This is a genomic window from Veillonella caviae (assembly GCF_003992125.1).
Classification (GTDB): domain Bacteria; phylum Bacillota; class Negativicutes; order Veillonellales; family Veillonellaceae; genus Veillonella; species Veillonella caviae.
Map to the genome: position 1 here is coordinate 29,619 of NZ_RQUY01000010.1, position 25,948 is coordinate 55,566.

19 protein-coding genes are annotated in these 25,948 nt (G+C 37.5%); all 19 read left to right on the forward strand.

Annotation, left to right across the window (positions count from 1 at the left end; genetic code table 11):
- Positions 1 to 28: 28 nt before the first annotated feature.
- The 19 genes from greA (at position 29) to EO120_RS04940 (ending at position 25,807) form a co-directional block, all read left to right on the forward strand.
- Entirely contained in the window at positions 29 to 502 is a 474-nt protein-coding gene (greA, locus tag EO120_RS04855) for a transcription elongation factor GreA (protein WP_127134353.1), read from the forward strand.
- A gap of 25 nt (positions 503 to 527) precedes the next feature.
- Positions 528 to 2,048, forward strand: a complete 1,521-nt coding sequence (lysS, locus tag EO120_RS04860) for a lysine--tRNA ligase (protein WP_127134354.1) — start codon at positions 528 to 530, stop codon at positions 2,046 to 2,048.
- Positions 2,049 to 2,460: 412 nt separating this feature from the next.
- Positions 2,461 to 4,635, forward strand: a complete 2,175-nt coding sequence (speF, locus tag EO120_RS04865; RefSeq protein WP_127134355.1) for an ornithine decarboxylase SpeF — start codon at positions 2,461 to 2,463, stop codon at positions 4,633 to 4,635.
- Positions 4,636 to 4,694: 59 nt separating this feature from the next.
- Entirely contained in the window at positions 4,695 to 6,014 is a 1,320-nt protein-coding gene (potE, locus tag EO120_RS04870; protein ID WP_127134356.1) for a putrescine-ornithine antiporter, read from the forward strand.
- Between the two features lie 97 nt (positions 6,015 to 6,111).
- Positions 6,112 to 7,065 carry a cation diffusion facilitator family transporter gene (locus EO120_RS04875; RefSeq protein WP_127134357.1) on the forward strand — a complete coding sequence of 318 codons (954 nt, stop codon included), beginning with the start codon at positions 6,112 to 6,114 and terminating at the stop codon, positions 7,063 to 7,065.
- 170 nt (positions 7,066 to 7,235) lie between these two features.
- Positions 7,236 to 8,516, forward strand: a complete 1,281-nt coding sequence (gene serS / locus EO120_RS04880; protein WP_127134358.1) for a serine--tRNA ligase — start codon at positions 7,236 to 7,238, stop codon at positions 8,514 to 8,516.
- A 122-nt stretch (positions 8,517 to 8,638) separates the two neighbouring features.
- Positions 8,639 to 9,283 (forward strand): fructose-6-phosphate aldolase, encoded by a 645-nt coding sequence (gene fsa / locus EO120_RS04885; protein WP_127134359.1) that lies wholly within the window; start codon positions 8,639 to 8,641, stop codon positions 9,281 to 9,283.
- 120 nt (positions 9,284 to 9,403) lie between these two features.
- A complete protein-coding gene (gene glpX / locus EO120_RS04890; protein WP_127134360.1) occupies positions 9,404 to 10,366 on the forward strand; it encodes a class II fructose-bisphosphatase in 963 nt (320 codons plus the stop codon).
- A gap of 245 nt (positions 10,367 to 10,611) precedes the next feature.
- Entirely contained in the window at positions 10,612 to 11,877 is a 1,266-nt protein-coding gene (gene murA / locus EO120_RS04895; protein ID WP_127134361.1) for a UDP-N-acetylglucosamine 1-carboxyvinyltransferase, read from the forward strand.
- 331 nt (positions 11,878 to 12,208) lie between these two features.
- Complete coding sequence (gene mreB, locus EO120_RS04900) at positions 12,209 to 13,339, forward strand: rod shape-determining protein (RefSeq protein WP_420906950.1); 1,131 nt, start codon at positions 12,209 to 12,211, stop codon at positions 13,337 to 13,339.
- A 33-nt stretch (positions 13,340 to 13,372) separates the two neighbouring features.
- A complete protein-coding gene (locus EO120_RS09305) occupies positions 13,373 to 13,873 on the forward strand; it encodes an AMIN domain-containing protein (protein ID WP_241234889.1) in 501 nt (166 codons plus the stop codon).
- On the forward strand, positions 13,846 to 14,706 hold the full coding sequence (locus tag EO120_RS09310) for a phosphodiester glycosidase family protein (RefSeq protein WP_241234890.1): 861 nt from the start codon (positions 13,846 to 13,848) through the stop codon (positions 14,704 to 14,706). The genes EO120_RS09305 and EO120_RS09310 overlap by 28 nt, the downstream gene beginning before the upstream one ends.
- An 84-nt stretch (positions 14,707 to 14,790) precedes the next feature.
- Positions 14,791 to 15,075: a biotin/lipoyl-containing protein gene (locus EO120_RS04910; protein ID WP_127134362.1), complete on the forward strand. Its 285-nt coding sequence runs from the start codon at positions 14,791 to 14,793 to the stop codon at positions 15,073 to 15,075.
- 11 nt (positions 15,076 to 15,086) lie between these two features.
- Positions 15,087 to 17,021, forward strand: coding sequence for a SpoIVB peptidase S55 domain-containing protein (locus EO120_RS04915; protein ID WP_127134363.1), 1,935 nt, complete (start codon positions 15,087 to 15,089; stop codon positions 17,019 to 17,021).
- 11 nt (positions 17,022 to 17,032) lie between these two features.
- Positions 17,033 to 17,794 carry an MlaE family ABC transporter permease gene (locus EO120_RS04920; RefSeq protein ID WP_127134364.1) on the forward strand — a complete coding sequence of 254 codons (762 nt, stop codon included), beginning with the start codon at positions 17,033 to 17,035 and terminating at the stop codon, positions 17,792 to 17,794.
- Between the two features lie 21 nt (positions 17,795 to 17,815).
- Positions 17,816 to 18,574 carry an ABC transporter ATP-binding protein gene (locus tag EO120_RS04925; protein WP_127134365.1) on the forward strand — a complete coding sequence of 253 codons (759 nt, stop codon included), beginning with the start codon at positions 17,816 to 17,818 and terminating at the stop codon, positions 18,572 to 18,574.
- A complete protein-coding gene (locus EO120_RS04930; protein ID WP_127134366.1) occupies positions 18,574 to 19,836 on the forward strand; it encodes an MlaD family protein in 1,263 nt (420 codons plus the stop codon). The genes EO120_RS04925 and EO120_RS04930 overlap by 1 nt, the downstream gene beginning before the upstream one ends.
- A gap of 23 nt (positions 19,837 to 19,859) precedes the next feature.
- Positions 19,860 to 21,323, forward strand: a complete 1,464-nt coding sequence (locus EO120_RS04935; RefSeq protein WP_127134367.1) for a TolC family protein — start codon at positions 19,860 to 19,862, stop codon at positions 21,321 to 21,323.
- Positions 21,324 to 21,526: 203 nt separating this feature from the next.
- Positions 21,527 to 25,807, forward strand: a complete 4,281-nt coding sequence (locus EO120_RS04940; protein ID WP_127134368.1) for a translocation/assembly module TamB domain-containing protein — start codon at positions 21,527 to 21,529, stop codon at positions 25,805 to 25,807.
- Positions 25,808 to 25,948: the final 141 nt, after the last annotated feature.

Consider the following 25,948-nt stretch of genomic DNA (forward strand, 5'->3'; position numbering starts at 1 on the left):
ATTTATACGTAGAAAGAGTGGGGTACCCATGGCAGACGTAAAAGAAACATTACTTACCGCCGAAGGTTTGAAGAAATTAGAAGAAGAGCTTGCGTATTATAAATCTGTACGCCGTATCGAGGTGTCTCAACGCATTAAGACTGCTATCGAATATGGTGATATTAGCGAAAACTCCGAATATGATGATGCTAAAAATGAACAAGCTTTCATCGAAGGTCACATTTCTGAATTAGAAAATAAAATTAACACAGCAAAAATTATTGATGAATCTGTAAAAGGTGATGTTGTATCTGTAGGTAGCAAAGTAACTGTACTAGATACTATGTATAATGATGAATTAGAATATGTTATCGTTGGTTCCTCTGAAGCGGATCCTTTTAATAATCGCATTTCTAATGAATCTCCTGTAGGTAGAGCAATTTTGGGAAAACGTAAAGGCGATGAAGTAGAAGTAACTACTCCAGATGGTCCTGTAACGTTCAAAGTGTTAGCAATCCAATAATTTAACCAAAAGAAGAGGCGATACCATGAGTGAAGAACTTAAAAATACCCAAGAAGAATTAAATGATCAAATGCAAATTCGCCGCGATAAATTGGCTCAATATGAAGCGGATGGCATTTATCCATTCGGTGAACGCTTTATCGTAAAGGATTATGCAAAGGACATTAAAGATGACTTTATCAACTACGATAATCAACCAGTAGTTGTAGCTGGTCGTTTGATGACTATGCGTTCTCATGGCAAAACAGCATTTGCTAATATTCGCGATTTGTCTGGTGATATTCAAGTATATTTCCGCAAAGACGTACTTGGTGAAGATAATTATAAATACGTAAAAATGCTTGATATTGGTGATATCATCGGTATTGAAGGTCACGTATTTAAAACACATATGGGCGAAACTACTATTAAAGTAAATAAATTGACACTATTGTCTAAAGCATTGCGTCCATTACCTGAAAAATGGCATGGTTTGAAGGATACTGAACTTCGCTACCGTCAACGTTATGTAGATTTAATCGTAAATCCAGAAGTGCGTGATACATTTGTTAAACGTACTAAAATCGTGGCGAAAGTGCGTGAATATTTGAATGGACAAAACTTCATGGAAGTAGAAACACCTATGATGCATGCTATTCCTGGTGGTGCTGCAGCCCGCCCATTCATTACTCATCACAATGCGCTTGATATCGATATTTACATGCGTATTTCTCCAGAGTTATATTTGAAACGCCTTATCGTAGGTGGTTTAGAGCGCGTATATGAAATTAACCGTTCTTTCCGTAATGAAGGTATTGATAATCGTCATAATCCAGAATTTACGATGATGGAATCTTACCAAGCTTATGGTAACTACGAAGATGTAATTCGTTTAACAGAAAATATCGTATCTTACTGTGCAAAAGAAGTATTAGGTACGACTAAAATCAATTACCAAGGTACTGAAATCGATTTGACTCCACCTTGGAATCGTATCACTATGCAAGAAGGTATCAAAAAATACACTGGCGAAGATTTCGATGCTATTGAAACATTGGAAGAAGCTCGTGCTATTGCGGATCGCTTGAATGTAGAATACGGTGCTGGCGATGGCATTGGTAAAATTATGAATGCTTGCTTTGAAGATTATGTAGAAGAAAATTTGATTCAACCAACCTTCGTCTATGGTCATCCAAAAGAGATTTCTCCTTTGGCAAAATTGAACCGTGAAAAACCGTTAACAACAGAACGATTTGAAGCATTTATTTATGGTCGTGAATTGGCCAATGGATTCTCCGAGTTAAATGACCCAATCGATCAAAAAGAACGATTTGAAGCACAGTTGAAAGAACGTGAAGCTGGTGACGATGAAGCACATCGTATGGATAATGATTATGTAACTGCGTTGGAATATGGTTTGCCACCAACAGCAGGTCTTGGCATTGGTATCGATCGCCTTGTTATGTTCTTAACCGATTCCGCATCCATTCGTGATGTATTATTATTCCCATTGATGAAACCAGAAGTACAAAAAGTGCAAGAACAAGAAGAACTTGGTGCTGAATAGTATATAAACTAGTTGGTATAAAACTATTAAAACGTCTATAGTCTAGATTCTGTTTACTAATATTAGCTTTGTTAAAGTCTAATGTTGGTGAGGCGGAGAAGGGCTATAGGCGTTTTTATATTTATTTAGAAGGGGATATAGCTTGGTATAAACTTATAAATAAAATTTATAAACAAATAAAAAAGAATATATGATTAAAAGTCATTTGAATAATACAAAATACAAAATATGTATAGTTAAGCACTATTAAATATGGTCTAAACATGTTAATATGGACGTGAAGATAAGAATATTTCCCATTTACAGACGCGTCCATATAATGAGGGATCTCATCGAAAAAATTAATATATTGTTAGTATATTATTGAGTAATAAAAGAAAAGTTAAAGTTGTTTATTTGGGAGGAATACATTATGAAACACATGAAAGTTGCTTTTTCCCATAAAGCGCAGTTTTATTTTGGCTCTTTGGAGGGGCGTGAAAGCGTTGATTTGAGTCAGACTGATTTTACTGATGTAGGGGCTATTGTGATTAGCGAGTCTGATACAGCTGTTTTAGAAAACGAATTAGTTCGCTCTTTTGGAATTCCTGTATTTTTAGTAGTATTTGATCAATCTGCTAACGTAGAGTCCTTTGTAGGTAAAGTAGAGCGTGTAATTGATGGCTCCACTACTAACTTTGATTTATATAAACGTCAAATTGAAGCGGCGGCAGCTAATTATGAAAAATCTATGTTGCCACCATTCTTTAGAGCGTTAGCTGATTATGTAGAAGATGGAAACTCCCAGTTTGACTGCCCAGGTCACCAAGGGGGTCAATTCTTCTGTAAACATCCAGCTGGCCGTGCGTTTTATGATTTCTATGGTGAAAATGTATTCCGCTCAGATCTTTGTAATGCAGATGTCAAGTTAGGGGATCTTTTAATTCACGAAGGATATGCTTGTGAAGCACAACAACATGCAGCACAAGTGTATAATGCGGATAAAACATATTTCGTATTAAATGGCACTTCATCATCTAACAAGGTTGTGCTTAATGCATTGCTTACACCTGGTGATATTATTCTATATGATCGCAATAATCATAAATCTATTTGCCATGGCGCCCTCGTTCAATCAGGCGCTACTCCAGTTTACTTAGAAACGGCACGCAATCCATTTGGATCTATCGGTGGCATTTTAGAACACTGCTTTGATGAACAGTATATTCGGAATTTAGTTGCTGAAAAAGATCCTGAAAAATCGAAAGCACAACGCCCAATTCGACTTGCTGTTATTCAATTAGGCACTTATGATGGTACCATTTACAATGCACGTCAAGTAGTAGATAAAATTGGACATTTGTGCGATTATATTTTCTTTGATTCTGCATGGGTAGGATATGAACAATTTATCCCTATGATGAAAGATTGTAGTCCACTGCTTCTTGAATTAGGTCCAAATGATCCTGGTATTCTAGTGTCTCAATCGGTACATAAACAGCAAGCTGGGTTCTCTCAAACATCTCAAATTCATAAAAAAGATAAGCATATTAAAGGGCAAGATCGTTATGTAAACCATAAGCGTCTTAATAACTCTTTTATGATGCATGCTTCTACATCTCCTTTCTATCCATTATTTGCATCCCTAGATATTAATGCCAAAATCCATGAAGGTGAAGCAGGTAAAAAATTGTGGGTAGATTGTGTAGAAACTGTTATCGATGCTCGTAAATCGGTTTTAAAACATTGTAAATATCTTCGTCCATTAGTGCCTCCAATTGTACATGGTAAAAAATGGGAAGATGGGGACACGAAAGAAATGGCTCAAGATGTTGATTACTTCGCATTTGAACCAGGTGCAAAATGGCACTCTTTCCAAGGTTATGGAAAAGGTCAATATTTTATCGACCCTTGCAAATTCCAGTTGATTACACCAGGTATTAATGTAGAAACTGGAGAATATGAAGATTTTGGTATTCATGCTAATATTTTGGCAAACTATTTACGTGAAAATGGTATCATTCCAGAAAAATGTGATTTGAATACTATTCTATTCTTAATGACGCCTGCTGAATCCAAAACCAAAATGGATGATTTAGTTGCTCAACTCTGCAGATTTGAACGTCTTATTGAGGAAGACGCACCAATGCAAGATGTATTGCCTTCCATTTATTACAACAATTTAGATAAATATAAAGGTTATCACATCCGTCAATTATGCCAAGAAATGCATGATTTCTACAAAGATAGAAATGTAAGTACTTTACAACAACGTCTATTCTTACATGATTACTTACCAGAATATGTAATGAACCCACAAGAAGCTAATTTCGAATTCCAACGTGGTAAAGGTGAATTGGTTCCATTAAGTGAAGCGGAAGGTCGTATTGCACTAGAAGGTGCCTTACCATATCCACCAGGCGTATTGTGTGTACAACCAGGTGAACGTTGGTCTCGTACCGCTTGTGACTATTTCTTAGCACTAGAAGAGGGTATTAATAAATTGCCAGGCTTTGCTCCAGAAATTCAGGGGGTATATATTACCGAACAACCTGATGGGTCGAAAAAAGCCTTTGGTTATGTATTGAAAAAAGAATTTGAAAAATAATTATTCTGGCCGAGCTTCGGCTCGGCTAGATATCATTTATGGAAAAGGTGACATGAATTATGAGTACTAGTAAAAATAAAATGTCTGTATTACAGCTAACCATACTAACCGCTGTTAATATGATGGGCTCCGGCATTATTATGTTACCTACGAAATTAGCAGAGGTTGGTGCGTTATCTATCGTATCTTGGCTGATTACTGCCGTAGGTTCTATGTGCTTGGCTTATGCATTTGCTAAATGTGGTATGTACAGTAAAAAAGGCGGTGGCATGGGTGGCTACGCAGACTATTCCTTTGGTAAAGCAGGGAATTTTATGGCCAATTATACATATGGGGTTTCTCTGTTAATTGCTAATATTGCTATTGCAATTTCTGCAGTTGGTTATGCGGCGACTTTTTTGGATGCTGAATTGACACCACTCATGACTTGTATTTATACGATTATTACATTATGGTTGGCAACGGTGCTAAATTTTGGTGGTGCTAGTATTACTGGTCGCGTATCGAGCTTTACTGTATGGGGGGTTATTGCTCCTGTACTAGTTATTAGTACATTGGGTTGGGCTTATTTTTCTGCAGATATGTATACAGCTAACTGGAATGTTCACAATATGCCTTTTATGGAAGCGGCTACTAATTCTATTGCAATGACCTTGTGGGCCTTTCTAGGACTCGAATCTGCTTGTGCTAATGCGGATGCCGTAGATAATCCTGAAAAGAATGTACCTAAAGCTGTACTTGGTGGAACATTAGGTGCTGCTGCTATTTATATTGTATCTACTAATATGATTTTTGGTATTGTTTCAGCTAATGAATTGGTGAACAGTAATGCGCCATTTGGTTTGGCATTTGCTTCTATGTTTAACTCTACCATTGGTAAAGTTGTCATGGGTCTTATGGTAATGTCTTGTTTTGGCTCCTTGTTGGGGTGGCAATTTACCATTGCCAATGTTTTCAAAGGTGCTGCTGACGAAGGATATTTCCCTAAATTATTTAGTAAAATTACATCTAAAGAGGCTCCAGTAGTAGGCATGGTTACTATTACTATTATGCAATCTTTTATGAGTTTGATGACAATTAGTCCTTCTTTAAGCGAACAGTTTGAAACTCTTGTAAACCTTGCAGTAGTAACTAATATTATTCCTTATTTATTATCTATGGGTGCCATTATTGTATTGATGAAAGCAGCAAAACGGACTGGTACAGAATTGAAATCTACAACATTGATTGCTTTTGTCGGTTCTTTGTATAGCTTATACGCTCTCTATGCATCTGGTTTTGAGGCTATGACATATGGTTCTATCGTAACCTTTGCAGGTTGGACCTTGTACGGCTTTGTATCTGATCGATTTGATTTAGAGCAGAATATTGGTAAATAATATATCTATTGTAAAAGAGGCGCATTGGCGCCTCTTTTCGCATTATACTGCAAGGTGGTGTATAATAAAGAAACAGACTTGAAGAAAGGAGATTATTATGGATATATTAGGCGCAAGGCGTTCTATTGAACAAAAACTATTGATGCAGTCCGTAGCACTTATGTCCTTAGTGGCTATTAGTGGTACTATTATGGGGGTTATAACCGGTTCCAGTGCAGTACTACTAGATGGGGTATTCTCCTTTGTAGATGTAATTATAAAAATCATGATGCTTATGACTGCCAAGCTTGTGGCAAGGGAGACGAGTAAACGATTCCAATTTGGATACTGGCAGTTTGAACCTCTTGTACTTGCTGTAGAAGGTTTTTTCATATTACTCATAGTGGTGTATGCCCTGTTTAGTGGTGTCACAGATTTGCTTAATGGAGGACGTCATGTAGATTTTGGGCCAGCCATATATTATGCGGTATTTTTTACTATTGCTGATACGGCATATTATCTCTATGTAAAGCGAGTCAATAAAAGCTTACAGTCGAATCTTATTAAATTTGATAATGTAAGTTGGTATGTAGATGCATGGCTAGAAGCAGCTATTCTGATTAGTTTCATTGCAGCTATACTTCTAGAAGGGACGGCATATGAGCACTGGGCGGTTTATATTGACCCTATTGTGTTAATCGTGTTGGCATTGCAAATGGTTCCATCTGTTATTGAAATTTTAGTGCCCTCTACAAAACAAATCCTTGGGTGGGCACCTACATCATTACATAATGAAGTGCAAGAAATAATGGATCGATTTATGGAGAAGTATTCTTTTAAAGATTATGTGACGAGCGTACAAATATATGGGAATACGCGTATCATTGAAATCGATATTTTAGTTAGAAAGAATTTTCCATATCAATCTATTGCAGAATTAGATGCTATTCGTAATGAAATCGATGAAGAAATTGGTGGAAATCCTACGGAAAAATGGGTTACTATATCTTTTACGGGTACTCGTAAATGGATGGCAAAAGACTATTTACTCGATGAAGAAGATGATGATTAATGGATGAAACTTTAATCAATTCATATGTATGGAGATAGTACAATTTTATATATAATAAAGACGATTCATGCTCTATTTAGTAGATAGATAATGAATCGTCTTTGGTTTTGTGGTATACTTAACAGTATTGAAATACTAATTTGTCCGTCATACTAGAAGAGGCTGATACTATGTTAGACTTGAAATTTGTACGAGAAAATCTCGATTTGGTAAAACAAAATCTTGAAAATCGTCACACTAAAGGCGATTTAGAGACCCTTGTGGCTGCTTATGATGAAAGAAAGCAATTAATTCAACAAGTAGAAGAATTGAAAGCACTGCGCAATTCTGTAACAGAAGAGATTAGCCAACTAAAGCGTAATAAAGAAAATGCTGATGATAAAATTGCAGAAATGAAGCGTGTTGGTGATGATATTTCTGTTTTAGATACACGTATTCGAGATGTAGAAACTACGCTTCGTGATGCGGCATTGATGTTACCTAATATGTGCGATGAATCCGTACCTGTTGGTGCCGATGAAGAAGAAAATGTAGAGCAACGTAAATGGGGTGAACCTCGGACCTTTGATTTTGAACCACAAGCGCATTGGGATTTAGGGGAAAATTTAGATATTCTTGATTTTAACCGTGCAGCTAAAATGAGTGGGGCTCGTTTTACAGTGTACAAAGGTTTAGGCGCTCGCTTAGAGCGTGCGCTTATCAATTTCATGGTAGACCTTCATGTAGATAAACAAGGTTATACTGAAATGATGACACCATATATGGTAACTCGAGAAACATTGACAGGTACAGGGCAGCTGCCTAAATTCGCTGAAGATATGTACCATGTAGAGGATACAGAATATTTCTTGATTCCTACTGCAGAAGTAACATTGACAAACTACCATAGTGGTGAGATTTTGAGTGAAGAAGATTTACCTAAATATTACACTGCTTTTACTGCATGTTTCCGTGCTGAAGCGGGTTCAGCAGGTCGTGATACACGAGGCTTGATTCGTCAACATCAATTTAACAAAGTAGAAATGGTAAAATTAGCAAAGCCAGAAGATTCTTTCAAAGAATTAGAAAAATTGACTGATAATGCAGAAGACGTATTGCGTCTCTTGGAACTGCCATTCCGAGTAATCACTCTCTGCACTGGTGATATGGGCTTTGGTTCTGCAAAAACCTATGATGTAGAGGTATGGATGCCTGCACAAGGTAAATATCGTGAAATTTCTTCTTGTTCTAATATGACTGATTTCCAAGCACGTCGTGCGAATATTAAATTCCGTCGCGGACCAAAAGGAAAACCTGAATTTGTTCATACATTGAATGGGTCTGGTCTTGCTGTGGGGCGTACGGTAGCTGCCATTTTAGAAAATAATCAACAACCAGATGGTTCTGTGGTAATCCCTAAGGTTCTCGTACCATACATGGGGGGCGTAGAGGTTATTACTCCAGCGAAATAAAATCTTTTTAGTTGCTAATAGAGATTAGATACTGGCATTAATATGAAGCTTAGTATATGTTATGGAATTCTATATGCATATGTTGGTAGCGGATAGTTTGAATAGTTATGTGAGGAACTGTTATGAAATTTTTTATCGATACTGCTGAATTTGACGAAATTAAAGAGGCCTATTCTTTTGGATTTATCGATGGTGTAACTACAAATCCATCGTTGATTGTGAAAGCTAAACGAGATTTGCAACAAGTTATCAAAGAAATCGCAGAACATGTAGATGGACCTGTTAGTGCTGAGGTCATTGCATCTGATGCAGAAGGCATGATACAAGAGGCTCATGAACTTGTAAAGTTAGGAGCTAATGTAGTCATCAAAGTACCTATGACACCAGAAGGGCTGAAAGCCGTTGCAGTACTTTCAAAAGAAGGTATCAAAACAAATGTAACATTGATTTTCTCTGCTAATCAAGCTTTATTAGCTGCTCGTGCTGGCGCTACATATGTAAGTCCCTTTGTAGGCCGTATTGATGATATTAGTATGGATGGATTAACATTGATTCAAGATATTGCGGAAATCTTTGCTATTCATGGTATTGATACCGAAATTATTGCCGCTAGTGTGCGTACTCCATTGCATATTATGCAATGTGCTAAAGCGGGGGCTCACATTGCCACTGTACCATATAAAGTATTGTTACAAGCTATGAAACACCCTTTGACTGATGCTGGATTAGAAAAATTCATGGCTGATTGGAATCAAGCTAATCAATAATATAGTTACTCTATCCCGTTGGTATCACTTAGTTTTGGAGTTGTTAGGGATTAAAGGGGATAGAAATAAGGCCCTAATACAGAGCCGTTGAATACATATCTCTTATAAGGAGGTCTTAAGATGGATCGTACATTGTCTTTAGAATTTGCTCGTGTTGTAGAAGCAGCTGCACTTCGCAGTGGGCGTTTGTTAGGTCGTGGTCAAAAGGATGCTGCTGATGGGCTCGCTGTTGATGCTATGCGTCAAGCCTTTGATTCGGTACGTATTTCTGGTACTGTAGTTATTGGGGAAGGTGAAATCGATGAAGCACCTATGTTATATATTGGTGAACATGTTGGTGCCGGTGGTCCAGAAGTAGATATTGCAGTAGACCCTATTGAAGGGACAAATTTAATTGCAAAAGGGCAAAATGGTGCTATTGCAGTTATGGCTATTGCGGAAAAAGGCGGTTTGTTGCATGCGCCAGATATGTATATGGAAAAACTTTGCGTAGGTCCTCGCGGTGCAGGAGCTATTGATATTAATAAGTCGTTAACCGAGAATATTAAATCTGTAGCAGCTAAGATGGAACGTAATGTAGATGAAATTAACCTTGTTATGCTTGATCGTGAACGCCACTATGGTTTAATGCAAGAAGCTCGTGATTTAGGGGCTCGCATTATGCTTATTTCTGATGGTGATGTAAATCCTGCAATGGAATGTTGTATCGAAGGCTCTGGTGTACATATGGTAGTAGGTACTGGTGGTGCTCCAGAAGGTGTCTTAGCTGCAGCTGCTCTTAAATGTGTAGGCGGTGATATGCAAGCACGTTTGAAACCAGAAACGGAAGAAGAAATTCGTCGTTGTCATGAAATGGGCATTAAAGATGTAAATCAAGTGTTGACATTAGATGATTTGGTACGTAGCGACGATGTTATTTTTGCAGCTACAGCTATTACTCGTGGTAATTTGCTAAACCCAATCCAATATTTCCCTGGTGGTGCTCGTACACATACTATTGTGATGCGTTCTAAAACTGGAACTGTGCGATTCTTAGATACAATTCATATGGATGAGAAATTAAAAACGTTGAAAGCTCGTTAATTGAAATATATGCTTACTTTTTACTTGTCAATGATAAAGATACTTTATTGAGACTATAAGGTCAGTAGTTTAAGCATTATATAATTGTATATGAACTCCGTAAAAATCCCCTAAGACTATCCATTAATCTTAGGGGATTTTACTTGATGAGAACTATGTAAAAATAGTATAATAAGATTTAGTATATAACAGTATGACATATACAGCTTTGGCTGCTAACTATAAGATGTGTAGGAGGAATTCTTTTGGAAAAGCTAATCATAAAAGGTGGTAATCGACTTGAAGGGCGAATTCGTGTAAGTAGTGCTAAAAATGCGGTCCTTCCGATTATTGCGGCTACACTATTGGCGTCGACACCAAGTAAGTTATTGGACATTCCTAATTTGGAAGACGTAGGTACTATTTCCCAAGTTATTGAATCATTAGGTGTAAAAATCACTCGTAATGATGCTGATGGGGAGATTATCTTTGACGCATCCATGTTAACTGCTACAGAAGCACCAAGTGAATTAGTTCGAAAAATGCGTGCATCCTTCCTCGTAATGGGACCATTATTGGCTCGTAAAGGGGCTGCTAAAATTTATATGCCTGGTGGTTGTGCTATTGGCGCACGTCCTATTGATTTACATTTAAAAGCCTTTGAGGCACTGGGCGCTAAGATTGAAGTAACCGAAGATTATGTGTGTGCTGAAGCGCCAAATGGTTTAAAAGGCACCCAAATTTACCTCGATTTCCCAAGTGTAGGGGCTACTGAAAACGTAATTATGGCTGCGTCTATGGCTGAAGGTAAAACGATTATCGAAAATGCTGCAGAAGAACCTGAAATTGTTGATTTAGCAACATTTTTGAATGCTATGGGGGCTAATATTCGAGGTGCTGGTACAAATGTAATTCGCATCGAAGGTGTACCATCTTTGCATGGTGCCATTCACACAGTAATTCCTGATCGTATTGAAGCTGGTACATATCTTATTGCAGCGGCTATGGCTGGTGGTGATGTGTTTGTAGAAAACGCATTGCCTGAGCATTTAAAACCAGTGGTAGCGAAATTGAAAGAAGCAGGAGTAACTGTAGAAGAAGATATTGATGGTATTCGCGTTATTAGTTCTGGTAAAGGATTGAAAGCTGTAGATATTAAAACACTACCATATCCAGGTTTTCCAACTGATATGCAAGCACAATTTATGGCTTTTACAACCATTGCAGAAGGTACGAGTACTGTAACGGAAACGGTGTTTGAAAATCGTTTTATGCATGTTGCGGAACTTCGTAAAATGGGGGCTCATATTGATATCGATAATCGTAAAGCTATCGTTGAAGGAATGCCGACATTGCATGGTGCTGAGGTAAACGCTACAGATTTACGAGCTGGTGCAGCCCTTGTTTGTGCAGGTCTTGCTGCAGAAGGTACTACGAAAATTGGTCGGTTACATCACATTGACCGTGGTTATGATGATTTAGTGGGTAAATTGAAAAGGTTAGGTGCCGATATTGTTCGGGTTGACGAATAAGAATAGGAACCAAAAACAGAATACATTGAAACGAAGCCGGCGTAAACAAGTGCCGGCTTCAAGTCGCATAAATAGATTGGCGAATAATAGTGGGAGTGAGGATGCTTCCAGTTATATAGAAGGTGCTGGTAGTGTACACTCTGATGTGGACGCCCTTCATGGCCGTAATGCCACAATAAATTCACAGGCTAACTCGCGTCGTATTATTCGGCGTAAAAAGAGAATTAATCAACAGATTGCATCACAACCTGTATTGAGTCGTATTGATAGTAAACTAAAAGAACTTGTAAAAAATCGTACGACTCGTAGTGCCTCCGTTAAGGTTACTGCTATGCGTCGTAAAGAACGGCAAGAAAAACGAATGGAGCCTATTGCAAAAACGACACCGGCTATGACATTGAAGCGAATAGTGTCGCCTGTTAATGTAGGTGAAGCAGTCGCAAAGATTGGCCGATTATTGACATTTGATTTGGGCATTGATTTAGGTACCGCCAATGTATTGATTTATGCGAAAGGAAAAGGGCTTGTCCTTGATGAACCTTCATGTGTAGCAAAAGAGACTCATACTGGTGATGTACTTGCAGTTGGTGAAGAAGCACGTCGTATGATTGGTCGTACGCCGAGAGGTATCTCTGTGATTCATCCTGTGCAGGCTGGAGTTATTGCTGATTACGATATGACCGAGTTTATGCTGAAATATTTTATTCGCTCTGTAGTACCTGCGTCTCGGCTTATGAAAACACGTATTGTCGTATGTGTACCATCAGGGATTACACCTGTTGAAAAGCGTGCTATTTTAGAAGCTCTTCTTCGTACTGGGGCTAAAAAAACCGTACTCATAGAAGAGCCTTTAGCTGCTGCGATGGGAACTAATTTAAATGAAGCAGAACAAGTTGGGGCTATGGTAGTTGATATTGGTGGTGGAACTACAGATATTGCAGTTCTATCTGATACCGGTGTTGTAGTGAGTGAATCTATTCGTATTGGTGGGGGCACTTTTACAGACTCTATCATTCGTTATGTACGAAGAAAAAAGAAATTAGTTATTGGGCCCTTAACGGCTGAGGAGATAAAGGTTTCCATAGGCACTGTAGACAGACGTTCTCAAGAGGAAATAGTGGATATTCGCGGTCGTGATGTTATATCAGGACTGCCTAAGACCGTAAGCCTTACGTCTCTGGAAATTCAACGTGCCTTAGAATCACAAGTGATGAGTATTCTGGAGGGGGTTAAGGGAATATTAGAAAAAACACCTCCAGAGTTAGTAGCTTCTATTAGTGATCATGGTATTATTCTAACGGGTGGCGGTGTATTAATTGACGGTTTAGACCGAGTGATTACTCGCTCTGTTGGCATTGCGGCATATGTAGTGGAAAATCCTCGGTATGCAGTTATAAAAGGGGTGGCTAAAGCTTTGGATGAAATGGCGTCTCTTCGTGATACATTAGAAGATTTGCAATAATAATGCAACGTTACAATAGAGAAAGGAGCCTTTATGATTCGTCGAACTCTGTTAGCAGTATTAGCAACCACTATTTTAGGGAATACAGCTTTCGCAGGTGATTTAACAGCTGTTCGGATATCTAACTATGATGGCACGAGCCGTATTGTATTAGACTTGACAGAATTGCCACTGTCTTGGACTAAATCTTATAATGATACGACTAATACGGTAACCTTGAATTTAGCGAATACAAATAATAAAGTTAATCAATCCATAGATAGGGATACCAATCAAAAGGGAGTGCTAAAAGGTATTGGGTTTACCACAATTAACGGTGGATTACAAGTTAAATTGATAGGTAATCAAGATATTAATTATCATGCTTTTACTTTATCTAAACCAGAACGTCTTGTGGTGGATATGTTTTCTGATTATAGTCAAAAGACGACTCGAAACATTAACGACTCTATACAAATATCAAAAATTAAAAGTACTGTGCAGAAGGTATCATTCAGGCGTTATCTATGGTGGTTAGTAATGAATCGCCTATGAAAATTATCAATTCTACACAAGGTATAGCATTGTCTCAAATTGGTCAATCTCATGTAGCGGCAGTTGGGTTAAAGACGGTAAATGCTAATTTTGATAAACCATATGCAGTGAGCAAAACAGGTGAAGCGGATGTTGATAAAATACAATCTACTGGGGTGTTGCGATATACGCCTAGTAGAGGTTATTTTGTAGAAGAGAAGCGACCTTTGTTACAAGCAAAAGCTGGTAACGATACATTGTTGATTTCTGCTGTTAATGAACCGCGTCGTAACAATACGTTAACATTGTATACAAATCAGTATGGTTCCTCTACCAATACCAATCAATATGGTTATGAAGTGACTGTTAAGTCTGGGAAAGTGGTAAATCTATCAAAAGGGAATTCGCCCATAACTGAGGGGGGATATGTCCTTTCTGCACATGGCGAAGCGATTAAAGCATTAAAAACTTTGAAAGTAGGTACCCCTGTTGTACTAGAAACGAGACCAGAGTTAGCTAAAATTGATACTGATGGGGGATCCTTGTTTGAGGGAGGAACATTGGTGTTGAAGCAGGGGCATTATGTAGGTCCTAGCCATTCGCTAAATGAAAGTCGTTCGTTAATAGGTACTACGAAGGATGAAAAGTTAGTGGTTGCTGTTGTTGACAAAGCATTACCTACATCGGTGGGGGTTACCTTAGAGGAGGGTGCAGCATTACTATCTTCTATGGGGGCTATTAATGGATTTGAGTTATCTAACCAAGGTGGTGTTGATATAACAGTTAATCGAGATTATATTCATAAAACTGACAATCAATACACAGAATATAAAAATATATTGCTTATCAAATAAAAGTTGTGTGCAATTTTGTTTGAGAAAAACATTTAAATTTAGTATAATACACTTATGTATCTAATTAAAAAAGGAGGGAGCGTTATGAAAAAAACAATGTTAGCCTTAGTTGCATTAACAGCAATAGGCATTACTTCTGCAATGGCGGCCCCTGTATCATATCAAAGTGTATTAACAGGTAAAGTAGCTTCTGTTGTTAATGTTGGTGCGCCTGTTACAGAGGGACAGACATTAGTAACTGTAGAAACCTTAGCAGGTCCAATGGCGGCAGCTAAATCTACTGTAACTGGTACTGTATCTGCAGTGAATGTTACAGTAGGATCTGACGTTTCTCGTGACCAAGTCGTTGTCACAGTGGAAAGCAAATAAAGGAGATAGGAATGAAGTTTACTCATTCTTGGCGTCGGTATAGAAAAACGATACTGGCGCTTTTCTTCTGTAGTGCTCTAACATCGGTGCAGGCTGTAGATTTTATGTCTGTTAGTGATGTTGAGACCGGTATGGAAGGTATAGCAAAAACAGTAATTGTGGGAGATACCATTTCTGCTTTTGATGTAAAGGTATTAGGTGTTATGAAGGATAAAGGTCCTTCGGGTCATTTGATATTGGCAAAATTCTCAGGCCCTGTAATGGAACAGACTGGTGGTATTGCACATGGTATGAGTGGTAGCCCTGTATATATCAATGGTAAGTTAGTTGGTGCTGTAGCTTATGGTTGGGGTTTTGCAGATGGTACTATTGGTATGATTACACCTATCGAAGATATGGTGAAACTATGGAATATTCCGTATGAAAAAAATCTGACTAACATATGGTCTGACCAACAATTAATCCCTATGAAAACACCATTGATGGCTTATGGTTTTGATAGAACATCGATGGATTACTTTAAATCTAAATTACCACAATATAATTATGAAACCTATGATACGGCTTCCTCTAGTGGTGATGATATAGCTAAACCACTTGTAGATGGTGGTTCTGTAGCAGCTCTCTTAGTAGATGGTGATTTAAAACTTGGTGCTATTGGTACTGTTACTTATGTAGATGGTAATCAAATAGTAGCTTTTGGACATCCATTTTTAAAACATGGTTCAGCTAATTATTTTATGCATAATGCCAATATTTTTACCGTAGTTAAAAGTTATGAATCAGCTTTTAAATTAGGATCTATGGGTAGTGAAATCGGGACCGTAACAGAAGATCGTGGTGCTGGTATTGCTGGTGTATCTGGTGTTATTTCTAGTGGCATTCCAATGCGATTTAATCTAATTGATTTAGATATGGGGCGAGATACAGTCTCTAATGTGAAAGTTATTGAAGATAAGGAGATGACCCCTACATTAGCGGCTACGTCTTTATATAATATGCTTAATAAAACATTGGATCGTAGTGGTTCTGGTACAGCTACTATTAGTTATACTATTACGCCTAGAAATAAAAATTTAAAATCATTAACTAGAACGAATATGTTCTATAGCTCTGATTCTATTAGTGAAAAAACAGTTGATGAGTTCTATAATGTTATTGACGTGTTGATGAATAATCGTTTTATTGATTATGAAATTACTGATATTCAGGTGAAAACAAAGGTAACACAAGATAAGAAAACAGCTAAGCTCATTGATGCCACTGCATCTTCTACTATTGTTTCACCAGGAGATACCATTGTTATCGATGTCGTTCTTGAACCATATCGTGGCGATAAAATCGTTAAGGAAATTTTCTTTACTGTTCCTAAAGATAAACCTCTTGGGACCTATACATTAGAAGTTCGTGGTGGTGGAGAAATTCCTTTGCCATATGTACTGGAAAAACAGAAATACAATCTTACTGATGAAGTAATACGTCGATTAAAAGTATATAAAGATTTTGACGATTTGTTTGATGAATTGCAAAAAACAGATACGAATAATCAAATTGTTGTTGAATTCTTAGAAGATGGTATTAGCTTAGTTAATGAAGAATCATCTACAAAAGCTGTAAAAAAAGCAAAACTACGAGATGTAGAAGAGAAACCATCACCAGAGGGGATTAAGAAAAAGAAATCTACTGATGATATTGGCGATGGTAAAGATGATGATAAGAAAAAGGAAAAAACTGCAGTTGATACAGAATATATTGTACAAGGTGATGGGCAATTTACAATTCAAGTTATGGATCCACGTAAGCGAGATAAAGTGTTAGAAAAACGTGAAAAAGAAGCGAAAGCTAAGGCGAAAATGGAACATAAATTAGAATTAGAAAAACTAGAGCATTCAAAAGATAGTGAAAAAGTATCGGGTAGCAAAAATAAACAAGATGTAGCTAAGTAAGGAGGAGCACGGTGAACGTATTTGAAGTGCTAGGTCGTAAAGTAATCAATGGCCTATCTCAAGTGGGAACGGCTATGCTTCTGATTTGGCAAACTATAAAACAATTAAGAATGCTAAATATTTGGCATGTATTGCAACAAATGGCACATCTTGGGGTAGATTCGCTGCCAATTATTAGCTTAACATTACTATTTGCTGGTGGCGTTATGACCTTGCAGATTACAGATGTTCTTATTAAATACGGTGCACAAAGCACTGTAGGTGGGTTGATGGCAGTGGCTATGGGACGTGAATTAGGACCTATTCTTGTTGGAGTCGTCTTGGCTGGTCGTGTTGGTGCTGCTATTACTGCAGAGATTGGTACGATGAAGGTAACTGAGCAAATTGATGCACTCCGCGTTATGGCCGTGAATCCGATTGCTTATTTAGTTGTACCTCGTGTAGTAGCTTGTATGCTTATGGTCCCTATCCTTGCCTTTTATGGTGTTGTGATTGGCATTGGAGGTGGCTATTTTGTAGCCACATCAATTAAAGGATTAGCACCTACTACTTATTTAGATTCCATACAAATGTTTTCTACTATTTCTGATTTTACATTAGGTTTAGTGAAATCTAGCGTTTTTGGTGCAGTCATTGCTTTGGTTGGTGCCTATAAAGGGATGCAAACTAAAATGGGTGCAGAAGCAGTTGGTTTTTCCACTACTAGTTCTGTTGTAACTAGCATTATCTTAGTATTTGTATTGAATTACTTCTTATCTTCTTTGCTTTATTAAAAATCTTTACGCGAGGCATATATGATAGAATTACATGATGTAGTTGTGGCCTATGATTCTCGAGTGATTTTAGACTCTATCAATCTTACTATAGCTGATGGCGAAACATTAGTTGTTTTAGGTGGTAGTGGTAGTGGTAAAAGTACACTCTTGCGTTTGCTTATTGGCTTACAACGACCTACATCTGGTCAGATTATAGTAGATGGCATAGATATTACTACTATTTCTGAAGAAGAATTTAATAAGGTGCGCCAAAAGATGGGGATGGTATTTCAATACTCTGCATTATTTGACTCTATGAATGTAGGGGAGAATGTAGCTTTTGGTTTACGACAACATACACAAAAATCAGAGACGGAAATCTTTGATATTGTGAGTGAACGCTTGGGGTGGGTAGGCCTTAGTGGTTATGAATCTTATATGCCCAATGAATTATCTGGAGGCATGAAAAAGCGTGTTAGTTTGGCAAGAGCTATTGCATTAGATCCTACGCTGATATTATATGATGAACCTTCATCTGGTCTTGACCCGATTACGTCTGGTACCATTAGTATGCTCATTAGAGGTATGCAAGAACGATTAGGTTGTACATCTGTAGTGGTTACGCATGATATGCAGTCCGCATTTTATGTAGCCGATCGAATCGCTTTACTCGATAAAGGACGATTTGTTGAAATCTCAACAGCGGAAGAGTTTAAGCATTCTTCACATCCAAAGGTACAACAATTTATAAATGGTGAAGCAGAAGCTATCGATATAGTAACAAGGGGAGACATATAATGAAGTGGACAACGGAAGCCAAAGTAGGGGCTTTCACAATAATTGGTATAGTATTATTTATTGTAGGTATTTTATTTGTGGGAAAAGTAGATGTTTTCGGGAAACCACAAATGACTATTACAGGTGATTTTGAACAAGTAAATGGTTTGAAAAATGGGAACCAAGTTAAATTTTCTGGTGTAGCTATCGGTACTGTATCAGATATTGAAATTACATCTACAGGTGTTGTGGTGAGTATGAAAGTCGATGATAATACTAAAATTCCAATTGACTCTCAATTTACACTAGGTTCTGATGGTTTTTTAGGCGATAAATTTATTCAAATTTCACCAGGTAGTTCTAAAGTGTATTTGCATGACGGCGATGCTGTTAAAGGTGAAGGCGCAGATGCGATGGATAAAGCTATGCACAGCGCGCAAAAGCTGATGGCTGGAACAGAGCAAATGTTGCAATCTATCAATAATATTATCGGTGACCCTCAAACGCAAAGTGCACTAAAATATTCATTGCAATCTACGGCTACTATGGCAGATAATGCAGTGGCTATTACACAAAATATGGCTGATGTGACAGCGCAATTAAATGCAGCGGCGCAACAGTTTAATGCAGATGGTAATGCTGGTGAAGATATGCGTGCTATTTTAACAAATATTAAACAAACCACAGAACGAGTAGATAATATGGCACGTACTATGGAAGGAACTGTAACAGATCCAAAAGCACAAGACAATTTAAAAGAAACATTGCATAATACGGCGCAGATTTCTGCACGTGTTAATAAATTGATGGGCGGTAAGGCTTATCATAGTGAATCAGGAAACGTAGAAGGCGAAATAGGAGAAGATTCTGAAAAAAAGTCTTCCCTTAAAGTAGAACCTTCTATGGATTTACTTTATAATACTAATGAGAATGAATTGCGCGTAAATGGTCGTGTACGTTTATTTACAGATAAAGGTATGGGAGAAATTGGAGTTTCTAATTTAGGTGATGGATCTGATTTTGATTTAAATGGTGGTAAATTCATCGCATCCAAATGGTTAGTCCGTGGCGGTATTTTTGAAAATAAGCTAGGGGTGGGAATTGACTATAATCCACGTGGGTCTTTTTCACTATCTGCTGTTATGTATGATTTAAATCATCGTAAATACCGATTGCGTTCTGATATACGAATAAATAAAGACACGTATGGTGTAGTACAAATGACGAGACCTTTTGGTTCATCTAATGGAGGCACCTACTTTGGTATTAAACAAGTATTTTAAACACTTTATGTGGAGGTAAACTCATGAATAAGAAAGCCCTTTCCTTAGCTATTATTCTCTCTATGGCTACAACAGGCGCTTTTGCGACAGACGTTGTGTCTACATCTGTGAATAACAGTGCCAAATTATCAAAATATCAAAAAGAAGCAGTTCAATTGACGCAAAAACAATTAGCTCAAAAAGCAGCTCAAGGTGCTAAAACCTATGAATCGTCTATTGCATTAAATGAAGCGAATACCGTAGCTTTAGCATTAGCAAATAATAGAACTGCAAAGCAATCTATGTGGAGTTATGAGGCAAGCAAAGCTAATGTAAGTCAAGTGGCGGCTGGGAAAAATCCGTCCTTTACATATAGTTGGAGCGGTACGCGTAGTGGTGGAGATACGGGTAATGGTAAAAATGGAAGTCATAGTTTCAAACTATCGGCACCTGTATTTAGCCCTCAACTAGATGCATCCATTGATTCTGCTCGTTATTCTCGTGAAGGTGCTGGTGCTGCTTACGAAGAAGCTCTTCAACAAGCGAAATATGATGCTATTAATGGTTACTATACTTTGATTATGAATCGTAATTTAGTAGAAGTAGCAAATCAAGCTGTTCGTGACTACCAAGGTCATGTTGATAATGTAAATGCACAATATAATGTTGGTTTAGTAGCAAATTCTGATGTATTGGCAGCAAATACTAATTTAGCAGAATCTCAAACTACATTGGTAGAACGTCAAAATACAGCTAATCTTTCTGAAGCTAATTTGAACAATGTTATCGGCTATCCGGTGCAAACAGTGATTACTACAGCGGAACAAAACTTACAATACAGACCGTACAATGTTACATTAGAACAAGCAAAAGCATATGCTATGTTACACCGTTCTGCATTAATACAATCCGCTATGCAAGTAGAAGCTGCAGAAGAATCTGTTAAATCTGCAAAATATGGGTATTTACCAACCGTATCTGTTTCTGCAGGTCGTGGCTATGCTGATACAGATGGCTATATTGGTAGTGACAACAAATCTTGGAGTATTGGCGCTGGTGCATCTTGGAGTATTTGGGATGGTGGCGCTACTCAAAATGCAATTAAACAAGCCGAAGCAAATTTAGAAAAAGCGAAAGAAGCTAACTTAGCTGCTGTTGATTCCGTGAATCTTGCAGTACAACAAGCGTATTTAAATTTGCGTTCTGCTGAGCAAACTATTGCAAGTACACAAACGGCAGTAACACAAGGTCAAGAAAATTTCCGCATTGCTACATTACGTTATCGTGCTGGTGTAGGTACTAATCTTGATGTACTTGATGCAGAAACTACATTGACTACAGCTCGTAACAACTACGTTCAAGCATTGTATAAATACAATGTAAGCATTGCTGCTCTTGAACAAGCTACAGGGATACCTTTAGAAACTCTAGTTGGTGAAGGTGCAGCTGTGATTGCCAATAGTGGTGCTGAAGCTGAATTGGCAGCCTTAAGTAATACACGTAATTAATATAATATGTAGAAAACGACGTCCAGTATAGGACGTCGTTTTTTGTAATTATATTATACATATTAATGTTCTATTTCAAAGAAAATACTGTAAAGGTGGCAGAAAAAGGCTTTATAAAATATAATATATACCTATTGTTAATGTCTGGTTTATGGTAAAATTATACATATATAATGTGGTTATTTTGTAATCTGGAGTGCTCCATGATGCGAAAGAAATGGTGCTTAGTTTGTGCTGCTTTATTAGGTATTTCAGTAGGTGCTGTTAATCCTATAGCTAACCAATACGTAGCACCTATTGTACAAGAACAATTACATACATCCCTTAATGGCAGTGTTCAATACGATTCGCTATCTGTTGGCTGGAATGGTGATGTGCATTTGCAAAATCTTGTTATTCGTGACTCGGATGAGCATTTAGTTGCTACTGTCCCGAATGCATCTGTATCCTTAAACTTATCGTCTATACCTTCTATTGTATGGGGGAATACGAGTGGTGTTGGGATTATAGGTACTGTTGATTTAGATGCCCCAGATGTGCATATATGGCAGATGCCCGATGGTACTTGGAACGTAACAACCTTGATTAAATCGAGTCAAGATAGTTCTAAAAAATCCTTTAATGGCGATGTGATAGTACATAATGGGACTGCTAAATTGCAATGGCAAAATGGCAATACACATGCCATAACAAACCTTGATGGTGTATTATCTATCGATGTAGATACGATTTCTAAAGGAACTATATCAGGGGCGTTAGATAATCAATCGTTTAATGCCAATGGCTCTATTGATATGAACAAGAAAGATAACTTTGACATCTTTGTTTCGGCTAATCAACTAAATGTGGCGCCATTTATCGAGTTACTACCTGTAAATAAAAATGTAACATTTTCTACAGGTATTTTAAAAGATGCTAGGATTCAGGTTACATCTCGCGATGGTATATATTCCTTAGCGGGTAGCGTACAGTTTGAAGATGTGGCAGGGAATGTTTTATACGGTAATAAAAAAGTTTCTTTAGCCAATGGTAATGGCCGTGTATTTTTACAAGATAAACATATATTGATTTCTCGTAGTGCATTTCTCGTTAATAATCAAACTGTAAAAACTAATGGTTTAGTTGATATTGAATCGGATGATGTTGGTTTGAATCTTAATGTAGTAGTTGATTCTGCTGATATAGGTGCTTTTACAGAACAAATGATAACAGGTACTGTAGGTGGTCGTGCTCATATAGGAGGCACTAGTGTAAACCCTTTGGTTATTGCTTCTGTTAAAAGTAGTGGTCTTGGGTACAATGGTTATTTTATTGATAATGCCGAAGCGGATGTGATGTACACTGATGGTGTGGTTACGTTAAAACAAGGTACAGCATTTATTGGCGATGGTCATATCAAAGGCGAGGGGCGATATCGCATCGATTCAAGTGATTTTGATGTTTCTATGACGATGCATAATGTGAATGTAGCAGCTGCTAGTGCAGGATTACCTGAACCGATGGCGGGCATTTTAAATGGTTCTGTTAAAGCGGTAGGTAAGAATAATACCGTTACTGCCTTACAAGGATCTATTGTAGCTGATACTGTATCTGTACGTGGTGTTACCATCGATACTGTACAGGGAACATTTGATTATGATGGAAATGCCACAAATGTGGCCCTCAATGGCGCTGTGGGAACAGGTACTTTCAGTGGTTATGGTACCTTACTAGATTCTGATTTGGATTTATCAGTATCTGGCAATTTACTAGATGTATCGAACTTTAAAAATTTGGTAGGTGCTGATATTGATGGTTATATAAATGCAACTGCTACTATAAAAGGGGCTATAGATAATCCGAATATAGTCGGTTCTATCGCTAGTGGAGAGCTTCACTATGGTGGTGCACATTTCAATTCTATTAACGCTGATTTTGAAGTTGCAAATCGTGTATTGGCTATAAATAATGGTCGTATTAGTGATGGTAATGGCAACTATGCTATGGATGGTACCTTTGGGTTAGATACTAAATCTTTAGAATTAGAACTCAATGCGACAGCTACGAGGATTGAGAATTTAATTAGACCGTTCACTGATGTGCCTATTACAGGTTGGTTTGAAACACATAATAAAATTACTGGTACTGTGGAGAATCCTCGTATTGTGGGAGAATCACATTTATATGATGGTTCGCTATATGGCAAGCTCATCAGTGATGCTCGTGCGTCTTATACCGTAGATAATCAAGAGCTAAGATTATCCTCTATTAGCATCAAAGGTTATGGTGCCACAATAACTGGTAGTGGTACGGCATCTAGGGATAAGCTTGACATTGATTTTGTAGGCGATGATATCGATGTAAAACGATTGCTTATTAATACTGATTACGATGTAGATGGGTATGTATCGGCTAAGGGTCGAATTCAAGGAAATGTAAATGACCCTCGATTTTATGGTGTGATTAATTCGAAAGCGCTTACCATAAATGGTGAAACTATTTCTAATTTATTTGGTATGCTATATATTGACTCGGCGGTCATAAATTCCGAGAACCTTTCTTTTGATGAAGAAAATGGCGGTCATTATAAGGCAAAAGGAGGCATGTCCTTAGTCGGGGATCATCGTTTATTTGGCTCCTTAGATGTACAGGGCGGTCGTGTTAATAACTTACTTGAACTTTTAGGAAAATCAGTGCCAAATCTAGATGGATCCTTAAATGGCGCTATGGATATTGCTGGTACCCGTGATAATCCTAGCGTGCATGTCGTAGGTACCGTAAAAGATGTGACTATTGATAAACAAGTTGTTGGGGATGCAGAGGTAGATGCAGGATTAGAAAACCGTAAAATAACCGTTAAAACGATGAAACTACCTGTTGGTGATGGGATTATTGCTGCAGGGGGATCTATGGATTTAGATGGCGATTCAGATATACAAGTTGCTCTTCGCAATGTAGATGTGAAACAATTCATCCCATTGATTGGTAAGGATATTAATGCTACCGGTTCGGTTACAGGTGTTGTAAATATGACGGGGAAAACACAAAATCCTAAAATTGAATTATCTGCTAGTCTTGTAGATGGTTCATTTAATGGTGTTTCCATTGATCAAGCATTTATGTTGGCAACAATGGAAAATCGTGTAATTAATATCCAACGTATTCAAGGTGATAAAGGAGTTTACAAACTAAGTGCTTATGGTAAAATCCCATTGGCAGCTATTTATACATCTGGTTATTTAGATGCTAATGATAGCAAAGCTATGGATATGACCATAGACTTTAATGATGCTGATATGGCCGTACTTCCATTGATGTTATCATCAGTAAAGGATGCGACTGGACAATTAAAAGGGCTTGTTCATATTACAGGAACCATTGATCAACCAGAGGCGTATGGCACTGTATCTATCCGAAATGGAATGATTAGCATTGATAAAATTGGAAACCCAATAAATAATATCGATGCAGACCTTATTTTTTCAGGACAACAAGGCGATTTCCAATCTCGTTTTATAATGGGTAAGGGGACTGCAGGTCTTGCTGCTAAGGTTAATTGGGAAGGTCATATAATGACTAATTATCGGATGGCAGCTCAGTTAGAAGGTATTGATTTAGCTAATGAATATGTATCAGGTCCTCTAAAAGGTGAACTATATATTGCTGATAGAGATGGAATTCCTACATTGATGGGTCATATTGATCTAGAGGATATGAAACTTAAGATTCCGCTTTCCTATGAAAGTAGTGAAAGTACTAAAAATCTTGGTATGGATGTTACTGTACATGCTGGCAAAAATGTACGGCTTTATGATAGAACTTTATACGATATGACCATTGGTGGCGATGTACATTTTGGTGGGTCTGTATTTTATCCGGAAGCTCGTGGTCAGTTTAATGTGGATAATGGTACTTTTAAATACTTAAGTCATACATTCGCTATTACAAAAGGAACGGCTAATTTTGTAAATGGTTCGTATTTACCACGACTTCAATTAGATGCGGAAACGACGACTAATAATTATACGATAATGATTGGTGTCAATGGTACTGTGGATCAAATGAATTTAACACTTAAATCTGATCCGCAACTATCAAGAAAACAAATTATTTCTATGCTAACCTTTGGTAGAGGTACATCAACTAATAGTAGCTCCATTTCTAATGAAGATGCAAATGCTATAGCAGTTGCTGGCGTGCAGATGTTTGCGTTCGGGTATGTTCAAGATGCATTGCAAAATACTTTGGGACTTGATCGTGTTAATATAACAACTGGATCTATCGATCCTGATGAACCGACCAACCATGATACAGCAGGCCATTATAATATTGAAATAGGTAAATATATCTTGCCTAGAACGATGATCACTTATACACAAGGAATTAATAATAGCCAAACTAAATATGGTGTAGAGTATTCTGTAAAGAGAAATTTGAAATTGACAAGTTGGCATACTTCTAAAGGGAATACATATTTAGGTGGTCGTTGGACACGCGAATTTTAATGTTATGACTATAACGGAGATACTTATATTTGTCTTCGTTATAGTCATTTTGATTTTATAAAATTGATTTAAAGTAGTACTCATTCCCAGTATTATATGCTATAATAATAAAGATTTAACACTCTTTAAGAGGGATAGATT

Bases quoted from the DNA above. Each gene is read 5' to 3' on its own strand.
- EO120_RS04935 (WP_127134367.1), top strand. From the start codon at position 19,860: ATGAATAAGAAAGCCCTTTCCTTAGCTATTATTCTCTCTATGGCTACA.
- speF (WP_127134355.1), top strand. From the start codon at position 2,461: ATGAAACACATGAAAGTTGCTTTTTCCCATAAAGCGCAGTTTTATTTT.
- fsa (WP_127134359.1), top strand. From the start codon at position 8,639: ATGAAATTTTTTATCGATACTGCTGAATTTGACGAAATTAAAGAGGCC.
- glpX (WP_127134360.1), top strand. From the start codon at position 9,404: ATGGATCGTACATTGTCTTTAGAATTTGCTCGTGTTGTAGAAGCAGCT.
- EO120_RS04875 (WP_127134357.1), top strand. From the start codon at position 6,112: ATGGATATATTAGGCGCAAGGCGTTCTATTGAACAAAAACTATTGATG.
- lysS (WP_127134354.1), top strand. From the start codon at position 528: ATGAGTGAAGAACTTAAAAATACCCAAGAAGAATTAAATGATCAAATG.
- EO120_RS04915 (WP_127134363.1), top strand. From the start codon at position 15,087: ATGAAGTTTACTCATTCTTGGCGTCGGTATAGAAAAACGATACTGGCG.
- EO120_RS09305 (WP_241234889.1), top strand. From the start codon at position 13,373: ATGATTCGTCGAACTCTGTTAGCAGTATTAGCAACCACTATTTTAGGG.
- EO120_RS04930 (WP_127134366.1), top strand. From the start codon at position 18,574: ATGAAGTGGACAACGGAAGCCAAAGTAGGGGCTTTCACAATAATTGGT.
- greA (WP_127134353.1), top strand. From the start codon at position 29: ATGGCAGACGTAAAAGAAACATTACTTACCGCCGAAGGTTTGAAGAAA.
- serS (WP_127134358.1), top strand. From the start codon at position 7,236: ATGTTAGACTTGAAATTTGTACGAGAAAATCTCGATTTGGTAAAACAA.
- EO120_RS09310 (WP_241234890.1), top strand. From the start codon at position 13,846: ATGGTGGTTAGTAATGAATCGCCTATGAAAATTATCAATTCTACACAA.
- mreB (WP_420906950.1), top strand. From the start codon at position 12,209: ATGCGTCGTAAAGAACGGCAAGAAAAACGAATGGAGCCTATTGCAAAA.
- potE (WP_127134356.1), top strand. From the start codon at position 4,695: ATGAGTACTAGTAAAAATAAAATGTCTGTATTACAGCTAACCATACTA.
- EO120_RS04925 (WP_127134365.1), top strand. From the start codon at position 17,816: ATGATAGAATTACATGATGTAGTTGTGGCCTATGATTCTCGAGTGATT.
- EO120_RS04910 (WP_127134362.1), top strand. From the start codon at position 14,791: ATGAAAAAAACAATGTTAGCCTTAGTTGCATTAACAGCAATAGGCATT.
- EO120_RS04940 (WP_127134368.1), top strand. From the start codon at position 21,527: ATGATGCGAAAGAAATGGTGCTTAGTTTGTGCTGCTTTATTAGGTATT.